Here is an 8,827-nt window from a genome sequence, read left to right on the forward strand (position 1 = left end):
ACGACACCCCGACGCCTGAGCCCACGGCGACGCCGGTCCCGACGCGTGCGAACCCCGGCAGCGGCGGCACGGGCAGCCCGACCGAGCCGCCACCGGCGACGAGTGCACCGCCCACTTCCACGCCCACGCCCGAGCCGCCCACGCCGACGCCGACCATCACGCCGACGCCCACGCGGACACCGACCCCGACCCGCACGCCGGTCCCGCCGAAGGCGACCGCGACCCCGCTGCCGCGCGCCCAGTAGACGGTTGCCGCTCGCGCCCGGGAGGGCAACGATGGGAGGCATGGACCGCTGGCGCCCGGGCGACGCGATTGTCCTGCGCTACATCACCCGCGTGGGCAGCCGCCCCGGCATGAGCTGGCCGGCACGGGTCGTGGCCGATGGCCCGGACCTGCTCGCACTCTGGATTCCCGCCGGCGTCGAATACCGCGCCTGGCGCAACCACCCGGATGGCACCCGCGAGCTGGTGCCTGCCCGCTGGCGGCGCGATACGCTCCGGCTGATGTTCCCCGGGCGGGGGCACTCGGTCTGGCTGAGCTGGGATGCGCCCGGGCGGCTGCACGGCTACTACGTGAACTTCGAAGAGCCGTTTCGCCGGACGCGCATCGGGGTGGACACCAACGACCACGTGCTCGACATCGTCATCGGACCCGACAGGACGTGGGCCTGGAAGGACCGCGACGAGTTCGAGCAGCGGGTGCGCGAGGGCGTCTTTCTCCCGGAGTTCGCCGGGCGGCTGCTGGCCGAGGCCGAGGAGGTCGTGCGGGCGATCGAGGCCTGGGCCAGCCCCTTCTCCGACGGCTGGGAGGCGTGGCGGGCCCCCGGCGACTGGCCGCCCCCGGCGCTGCTCGAGGGCTGGGACGCCGAACCGGCAACCACCTGGCCCGAACGCGACCGAGCGTACGGCCCGGAACCGCCGCGTTGACCGACCGCCCGCCGGGCACCACGATCGGGCTATGGCACTCTACGAGTACGTCTGCAGCTCCTGCGGGACGCGCACCGAGAAGCGCATGCCCATGTCCGATGTGCTCCAGTTCATCCCCTGCCCGGCCTGCGGCAAGCAGGCGGCCAAGGCCTTCGGCCGGTTCGCGGTCACCGGCAATGCCCAGCCGGGTATCGAGGACGGCCCCGCGCCCTGGGAACGGGAGGGCGGCGAAGACGGCGGCGAAGGGCACACCCACGAATGGGGCGGCGGGCACAGCCATTCGCACGGCCACGGCCACTCGCACGGGCACAGCCACGGGCCCGGGGGCCATTCGCACAGCCACGCCTGGGACGACCTGGAGCTGTAGCCGCCTCCGCCGGCAGCTTCAGTCCCGGCCGACTCCGGGCACCACGATAGCCACCGTCCGATTGAAGACCGGCGGCCGCGGCGGGCCGGGGTAGGCCTCGATGATCGCCGCGCGGTCGTCATCCTGAAGTCGGTTGCGCTGTTCGCCGGAGCGCAGCGAGGGGTACATCACGGCGCGCCGCTCGGCGTCGGTGCAGGTTGCGCCCGCGCCCTGGCAGGGGTGGCCGATGCCGGCGCCGTGGCCCAGCTCGTGCAGGACCGTCGAGGCGAGGTCGAACGTGCCGGGCGCGGTGGTGCTGCCCCACGACCAGGCCACGCTGGCGTTGAGCACGATATCGAACTCCGAGAGCGGGCCGCCGGCCCCGCCCGACCAGACCGTGCAGGTCATCCCCAGGGTGCCCGTCGGGAGCCAGTTCACGAAGATGACGGTGTTGCGGCCGTCCCGCTGGGCCCGGTCCTGCGCGCAGGCCCCGGCGGTGGCATCGGAGACCCCGCCGTAGCGGAAGGCGAAGGCAGAGCCCTCGACGTTCGACCACTGGCGGACGGCGTCATCGACCAGCGCCTCGAGCGGCGCACCGGGGGGCGCCCCGGCCGGGTTCACGTAGACGGTCACGGGCAGCGACGCGGTGCTCCAGCGGTTGGGGTTGAGCCTGAAGGCCGCCGAGACGTCGGGCTGCTCGGGGTCGGGGGCGTCGCCGTCGGCCCAGGTGAGGACGTGGCGCGTGACGTGGTCGGCGTCGGGATCGCCCGCGGGGTCGCGGCTGCCGCCGAACGATGCGCCCAGGGCCAGGCAGGCGGCGAGCATCGCCGCGGCGAACCCGCCGACGTACGCGCGACGGCGGAGCGCGACGGTCCCGGAGGGGTGCTGACGGGTGGTCACGCCGGTAGCTTGCCTGAAATGGGGGTCAACGACGAGCAAAGGGCCCACGGTGCTGCCCGCGGGCCCTTTGCGTGCGCTTTGCCGTGGGATGCCGGCCGGGCGGCTACCGCCCGAAGAACAGGTCCGCGTCCTGGCAATCCTTGTTGTTCTCGGCAATCTTCTGGAGGCGCTCCGCCGCGCCCGCGGGCGGGTCCGGGAAGGGCGTGTCGGAGCTGAAGATCTCGGCATCCATGTTGCCCTTTTTCAGAGCAGCAACCGCGTCATCCAGCGAGTTGCTGGCTTCCTTGTGCCACTCCTTGAGGTCGGAGGGCGGATTCGCGTCCTTGAATGCATTGGCGAACTTCTCGAACGGCTCGGCGACGGCCTTGACCGCGTCTTCCTGGCTGTCGGCGCTCGCCATCTTGGTGAACGCCGCCTCGAGGTCCTTCTGGAACTGGGCCCCGGCCTTGCACACGTCGGCGACGAATTCCTCGTCGCTCCCGGTGCCGCCGCCCCCGCCTCCGCCGCAGGCGGCGCCGCCGAGCAGAGCCAGTGCTGCCGCGCCGGCCAGCCCCAGCAGCTTCGTTCGATGGAACAATGCGTACAAAACCGTCTCCTGATGGATGCTCCGGTTTGCCCGTGCACCGTGAGTATCGACCGGTGCAACCCACCACTCAAATGTTGTGACAACAAATGCATGAAAAGACGGCAAAAAAGAAGGGCCCTCCCGTGAGGGAGGGCCGCTTCGGCTGCTCCGGGCTGGCCGGGGCTAGATTTCCAGCATCTGGGCGACGCGCTCGCGGTGGTAGTCGCCATCGCCCCAGAACAGCTCCGCGCGCTTCTGGCGGCGGAAGTAGAGCTGGATGATGTAGTCCTTGGTGAAGCCGATACCGCCGTGGATCTGCTGGCCGTGGGCCACTACGCGGCGGCTGGCATCGCTGCACCAGGCCTTGGCCATGGCGGTGTCCATATCCTGCGAGTCTTCGTTCTCGCTGGTGGCCCAGGCCGCCTTGTACATGATGAAGCGCATGCCGTCGACGTCGGTGACCATATCGGCGGCCTTGTGCTGGATCGCCTGGAACGAGCCGATCGGGCGGCCGAACTGGACGCGCTCCTTGGCGTAGTTGACCGAGATCTCGAAGTCCCGCTGGGCGAGGCCGACGAGGTAGGCGCACTCGAGGCAGGTGGCCATGTTGCGCAGGCGGGAGGCCGTCTTGTCGTCCATGTCGATGACGTCGGCGGCCGGCACCTTCACGTCCTTGAAGACCACTTCGCACTGCTTATCGCTGGCGATCGTCTTCAGCACGGTGATGCTGATGCCGTCCTGGGCGCGCGGCACGATGAAGGTGCTGAGGCGGCCATCGGGCTTCCAGGCGACGACGTGCAGGTAGTCGGCCACGTGGGCATCGGGCACGAAGAGCTTGGTGCCGTTTAGGACATAATCGGAGCCGCTCTGGGTGGCCTTCATCTCGATGCCTTCGCGGTCCCAGCGGCCGCTCGGCTCGGTGATGGCGTAGGTGTGGATGGCGCTGCCGTCGGCGATGCGGGGCAGGTACTTCTTCTTCTGCTCTTCGGTTCCGGCCAGGATGAGCTCGGCGGCGCAGACGGCGTTGGGGATGAACGGACCCGGGACGAGCGCGCGCCCGAATTCCTCCACGAGGATGCAGAGGTCGAGGAAGGAGAAGCCGGCGCCGCCGTACTCCTCGGGGATCATGAGGCCCTGCCAGCCGAGGTCCGCCATCTTCTTCCAGAGCTCGGGGCTGTAGCCCTTCTCATCCTCTTCCATGGCGCGGACGTGCTCTTCGGGGCACTCCTTCTCGAGGAATTCACGGGCGGAGTTCTTCAGCAGTTCCTGTTCTTCGCTGAGGCCAAGGTCCATTCGCTTGCGTCCCTTTCACTGTGTCGTGACCGCGGCGGCGGTCCGAACCCGGTTCGGCCGGGCAATTCGGTTGCGGCGGGATTGTATCAGGAACGTTCGCGGCGCGCGAACGGCCCGCGCTTACTGCGCCTGCCCGGTAGCTTCGATAATCGCCTGCACGATGGCCGGGTCGGCCAGCGTGGTCACGTCGCCGACGTTCTCGGGTTCGCCTTCAGCGATCTTGCGAAGGATGCGGCGCATGATCTTCCCCGAGCGCGTTTTCGGCAGGCCTTCCACGAACTGGATACGGTCCGGCGTCGCGATGGGGCTAATCTCCTTGCGCACGGCGTCGCGCAGCTCTTTCGCTAGCTCTGGCGAGCCTCGATGCCCGGCTTTCAACAGCACATAGGCGTAAATCCCGGTGCCTTTCACGTCGTGCGGGTAGCCGACGACTGCCGCCTCGGCGACTGCCGGGTGCCCGACCAGCGCGCCTTCGATTTCGGCCGTGCCCAGCCGGTGCCCGGCGACGTTGAGCACGTCGTCGACGCGGCCGGTGATCCAGTAGTAGCCGTCCTGGTCGCGGTGGCAGCCGTCCCCGGTGAAGTATTTGCCGGGGTACGTGGTGAGGTACGTCTGCACGAACCGGTCGTGGTCGCCGTAGACGGTCCGCATCATGCCCGGCCACGAAGCCTTCATGCAGAGCCGGCCGGTCACGCCGTTGCCTTCGAGCTCGTTGCCCGCCTCATCGACCACGCAGGGCTGCACACCGAAGAACGGCAGCGAGCCGGAGCCAGGCTTCATCGGCGTCGCGCCGGCCAGGCCAGTTACCATGTGGCCGCCTGTCTCGGTCTGCCAGTAGGTATCGACAATCGAGCAGCGGCCTTCGCCGACCACGTTGAAGTACCAGCGCCACGCCTCAGGGTTGATCGGTTCGCCAACCGTGCCCAGCACGCGAAGCGAGGTGCGCCGGTACTTCTTCACCAACTCGTCGCCCTCCCGGGCGATGGCCCTGATCGCGGTCGGTGCGGTGTAAAAGACGGTGATGCCCAGGCGGTCGACCATGTCCCAGTACCGCCCGGCGTCGGGGTAGGTCGGGACCGATTCGAACATCACGGACGTCGAGCCGTTGCCCAGCGGGCCGTAGACGATGTAACTGTGTCCGGTAATCCAGCCGACGTCCGCCGCGCAGCAGTAGATGTCGTCGTCGCGGATATCGAATACGTACTTGTGGCTGGCCATCACGTGGAGCAGGTAGCCCGCGTGGGTATGCAGCACACCTTTCGGCTTCCCGGTCGAACCGGAGGTGTAGAGGATGAACAGCGGGTCCTCGCTGTCCATCTCCTCCGGTTCACATTCCTCGAGTTCGGCGGCGACGGCGTCGTGCCACCACTCGTCCCGGCCGGGCGTCATGCTCACCGGGGTGCCGGTGTGGCGGTACACCAGGCAGAACTCGACGCTGTGCCCAGGTTCGGCCAGGGCCTCATCGACGTTGGCCTTCAGCGGAATGGCCCGGCCGCCACGGCGCCCTTCGTCCTGGGTGATGATCGCCTTGCACAGGGAATCGTCGACGCGGTCGCGAATCGAGCGCGGTGAGAAGCCGCCGAAAATCACGGAGTGAATGGCGCCAATGCGGGCGCAGGCAAGCATCGCAGCGGCCAGCTCGGGGACCATGCCCATGTAGATGGCGACACGGTCGCCCTTTCGCACGCCACGGCGCCGGAGGGCGTTGGCGAGGCGGTTGACCATGCCCGAGAGCTCACGGTAGGTGACGCGACGGTTGGTGCCGGGCTCATCGCCTTCCCAGAGCAGAGCCACCCTGTCGCCGCGGTCGGCAAGGTGGCGGTCGATGCAGTTCACGGAAGCGTTGAGCTTGCCGCCGAGGAACCAGGCGATGCGGCCCGCCCGCAGGTCTTCTTCGACCACCTTCTCGAAGGGCTTCGAGAAGGTGAGGAAGCGCTCCGCCATCTCGGTCCAGAAGGCCTCGCGGTCCTCGATGCTGCGCCGGTACATGGCGCGGTAGGTGTCCATATCGGCGATGAGCGCGCCCTCGCGCGCGTGCGCCGGCGGTTCGTAGATTTCGGTGACTGGCAGGCCGACGTCAGCCAAGGGGAGCCTCCGTAGGTAGGGTGAGCTTCCGGTAGCCCGGCTGCGCCGAATTCTACCGGTTCGCCCGCTCAGGGCACGCTGGGGTCGTACTCGTCGGCGATGTGTCCGCCGGCCTTGAGCGCCTCGAACTCGGCCTCGGAGACCTTGAGCAGCTCCCGGTAGACGTACTCGTTGTGTTCGCCGAAGCAGACTGGCGGCTGGTAGAACTCCACCGGCGTCTTCTCGAACTTCCAGAGCGGCCCGACGTACTCGTGGGTGCCGGCATCGCGCACGGTCTGCTTCCTGAAGAAGTCCCGCGCACGCAGGTGGGGGTCATCGAACATGCGCGAGGCCTCGAGCACCGGCGCGGCCGCGATGCCGGCTGCCTGGAGGGTGTGCATCATCTCGTAGTCGTCGCGTTCGCGCGTCCACTCGGCGATGCGGGCGTCGATCTCGCGGAAGTGCTCGGCTCGGCCTGCATTGGTGGCGAAGCGCGGGTCCTGCGCCCAGGCCGGGGACCCCATCACCTCGACGAGGCGCCGCCATTGGTCATCGTTTTCGATGTGGATGGCGATCCAGTGGTCGTCCATCGTTGTGGCGTCCCCCGGCGACTTCGCGGGGTAGACGCCGCACGGGAACCGCCCGTGGACATCGCGATTGCCGATCGCCGATTGCACCACCCGGTTGAGCGAGTAATCCATGATGGCGTGGGTGAACATGGCCGCGGCGTTCTCGGCCTGGGCGATCTCTATCGTCTGCCCCTCGCCGGTCCGGTCGCGGTGCCAGAGCGCGGCCATCACAGCGAAGGCCCCCTGGGCTCCGGCCATGTAGTCGCCGCTATAGATGGCCGTATTGGCCGAGGGATCGGCATCGTCGTAGCCGCGGAGCAGGGTGTGCCCCATCACAGCCTCGAGATGCACGCCGAGGGCCCGGGCGTCGTGGTAGGGGCCGGTCAGGCCGTAAGCCGGCACGTGCACGATGACAAGCCGAGGGTTCGCCTCGCGCAGCCAGTCGTCGGTGACACCAAGTTTTTCCAGGGTGCCAACGGCGTTGTTCTCGTACACGACGTCCGAGATCGCGACGAGCCGCCGGAGGATGTCGAGCCCTTCGGGCCGGCGGAGGTCGACCGTGAAGCTCTTCTTGTTGCGGTAGAGGCTGACGAAGGTCGGGTTGTAATTCCAGGGGCGCGGCCCGACCTCATTGCGCGGCAGCCCCCCGCTCCAGGCGATGCTGCGGTCGAGCAGAACCTGCGGCGGGCGCGCCATGGCGCCGCGCGTCATCGGCTGAAAGACGAATGGGTTCTCCGGCTTGATTACCTCCGCGCCGAGGTCGGCGAGCAGCATGGTGGCGAACGGCCCGGCCCAGACCACGCAGAGGTCGACGACACGGATGCCTTCGAGCGGTTTCGGGCTCATCTCACACCTCCTGAAGCAGCGGTCACGCGGGCGATGGCGGCATCATCGACCCCGCACTCCCGCAGCACCTCCTCCGTATGCTGCCCCAGCAGCGGCGCCGGTCGGCGCAGCTGCCATCCCCCCTTGCCCATGATGAACGGTCGCCCGGGCATCTCCACGGTCCCGAGCGCGGGGTGGTCGACCGTGGCCCAGAACCCTCGGCTGCGGAAGTGTTCGTCTTCGAACAGGTCCTCCATGGTGAAGAGCGGCCCGCAGAGCACTTTCGCGCGGCGCGCCTCGGCCCAGACCTCACGCTTGGTGCGTTCGAGGCACCAGCCGAGAAAGTAGGCGTTCCACTCTTCGATGACGTACGGGTCCAGCCGCTGGACAGGGTCCTGGAACTGGGGCTGCTGGTTCCAGTCGGGGTGCCCCAGCATGTCGTCGATGCGGTCGGGCCGCAGTCCGGCATTGGTGAACTCGACATAGCCATCGGCGCAGGGGTAGATGCCCTGCGGCATGCCGGCGCCGCCCCCGGCGGCGCGGATCGTCTTGCGTCCGCTGAACTGGTAGGCGATGGCCGTCGCATGGCGCCGGTCGACGCCGCCGAAGTGCGTCTCCGCCAGCGAAACATCGACGTGCTGGCCGATGCCGAACCGCTTCGCGGCAAAGAGCGCGCCCATCATCGCCACGGCAGCCGCCGCCCCCGATTCGAACAGGGCGGCGGTGCCGGCCATCTTCACCGGCTCCCGCTCGGTCAGGCCCATCGAGTACATCTCGCCGGCGAACCCGTAGAGCGTGAGCTCGCTCAGCCGGTAGTCACGGTAGGGCCCCGTCTGCCCAAAGTTCGAGATGGAGACCACCGGGAGGGCCGGGTTGATCGCCCGGAAGAAGTCGAGCCCGATGCCGAGCCGGTCGAGGGTGCCCGGCGAGAAGCTTTCGACCACGATATCGGCGCGGCGGGCAACGGCAGCCAGCGCCTCCCGGCCAGGGTCGGTCGTCAGGTCGAGCACCACGGAGCGCTTGTTGCAGTTGAGGTAGAAGAAGAGCCCACTGCGCTCCGGGTCGGGCGTGCCGCCCTTGAACGGCGGCAGGTGCCGGGCGATGTCGCCCCCGGGGCGCTCGACTTTGATGACGTCAGCCCCGAGGTCGGCGAAGAGCCGGGTCGCGTAGGGGCCGGCGATATGGTGGGTGAGGTCGAGCACCCGCACGTCGTCGAGTGCCTGCATGAGCATCCTCCTGCTGCCTGCTCGCCGCCTGCCCTGCGGCGTGGCGGCACTCTAGCAGACTCGCGGCGGGCGGTGAACTTCTCCTTGCTTCCGGTGACGGTAGAATCCCCCA

At 68.6% G+C, this 8,827-nt stretch carries 8 protein-coding genes and 1 pseudogene; 2 read left to right on the top strand and 7 right to left on the bottom strand.

What is annotated here, in order from left to right; all coding sequences use genetic code 11:
- Window positions 1-274: pseudogene (locus tag VAE46_RS07940) on the bottom strand (hypothetical protein); the annotation flags it as partial.
- Window positions 275-285: 11 nt separating this feature from the next.
- On the opposite strand from VAE46_RS07940, the gene VAE46_RS07945 reads away from it, so the two are divergent.
- Together VAE46_RS07945 and VAE46_RS07950 are read left to right on the top strand one after the other, a co-directional pair.
- On the top strand, window positions 286-927 hold the full coding sequence (locus tag VAE46_RS07945; protein ID WP_322796393.1) for a DUF402 domain-containing protein: 642 nt from the start codon (window positions 286-288) through the stop codon (window positions 925-927).
- A 31-nt stretch (window positions 928-958) separates the two neighbouring features.
- Window positions 959-1,294 (top strand): zinc ribbon domain-containing protein, encoded by a 336-nt coding sequence (locus VAE46_RS07950; RefSeq protein WP_322796394.1) that lies wholly within the window; start codon window positions 959-961, stop codon window positions 1,292-1,294.
- Window positions 1,295-1,312: 18 nt separating this feature from the next.
- On the opposite strand, the gene VAE46_RS07955 is transcribed toward VAE46_RS07950, so the two are convergent.
- From VAE46_RS07955 to VAE46_RS07980, 6 genes are all read right to left on the bottom strand, one after another.
- Window positions 1,313-2,173 (bottom strand): matrixin family metalloprotease, encoded by an 861-nt coding sequence (locus VAE46_RS07955; protein ID WP_322796395.1) that lies wholly within the window; start codon window positions 2,171-2,173, stop codon window positions 1,313-1,315.
- Between the two features lie 103 nt (window positions 2,174-2,276).
- The gene (locus VAE46_RS07960; RefSeq protein WP_322796396.1) at window positions 2,277-2,759 is read right to left on the bottom strand and encodes a hypothetical protein; all 483 of its coding nucleotides are present in this window, start codon (window positions 2,757-2,759) and stop codon (window positions 2,277-2,279) included.
- Between the two features lie 162 nt (window positions 2,760-2,921).
- Window positions 2,922-4,031, bottom strand: coding sequence for an acyl-CoA dehydrogenase family protein (locus tag VAE46_RS07965; RefSeq protein WP_322796397.1), 1,110 nt, complete (start codon window positions 4,029-4,031; stop codon window positions 2,922-2,924).
- Window positions 4,032-4,151: 120 nt separating this feature from the next.
- On the bottom strand, window positions 4,152-6,116 hold the full coding sequence (acs, locus tag VAE46_RS07970; protein WP_322796398.1) for an acetate--CoA ligase: 1,965 nt from the start codon (window positions 6,114-6,116) through the stop codon (window positions 4,152-4,154).
- 68 nt (window positions 6,117-6,184) lie between these two features.
- The gene (locus VAE46_RS07975) at window positions 6,185-7,510 is read right to left on the bottom strand and encodes a CoA transferase (protein WP_322796399.1); all 1,326 of its coding nucleotides are present in this window, start codon (window positions 7,508-7,510) and stop codon (window positions 6,185-6,187) included.
- Complete coding sequence (locus VAE46_RS07980) at window positions 7,507-8,715, bottom strand: CoA transferase (protein ID WP_322796400.1); 1,209 nt, start codon at window positions 8,713-8,715, stop codon at window positions 7,507-7,509. The genes VAE46_RS07975 and VAE46_RS07980 overlap by 4 nt, the downstream gene beginning before the upstream one ends.
- Window positions 8,716-8,827 lie beyond the last annotated feature (112 nt).

The organism is Tepidiforma sp. (assembly GCF_034433535.1).
Classification (GTDB): Bacteria; Chloroflexota; Dehalococcoidia; order Tepidiformales; family Tepidiformaceae; genus Tepidiforma.

Excerpts from the sequence above, each read along its gene's own strand:
- VAE46_RS07945 (WP_322796393.1), top strand. The coding sequence starts at position 286 with ATGGACCGCTGGCGCCCGGGCGACGCGATTGTCCTGCGCTACATCACC.
- VAE46_RS07950 (WP_322796394.1), top strand. The coding sequence starts at position 959 with ATGGCACTCTACGAGTACGTCTGCAGCTCCTGCGGGACGCGCACCGAG.
- VAE46_RS07965 (WP_322796397.1), bottom strand. The coding sequence starts at position 4,031 with ATGGACCTTGGCCTCAGCGAAGAACAGGAACTGCTGAAGAACTCCGCC.
- VAE46_RS07975 (WP_322796399.1), bottom strand. The coding sequence starts at position 7,510 with ATGAGCCCGAAACCGCTCGAAGGCATCCGTGTCGTCGACCTCTGCGTG.
- VAE46_RS07980 (WP_322796400.1), bottom strand. The coding sequence starts at position 8,715 with ATGCAGGCACTCGACGACGTGCGGGTGCTCGACCTCACCCACCATATC.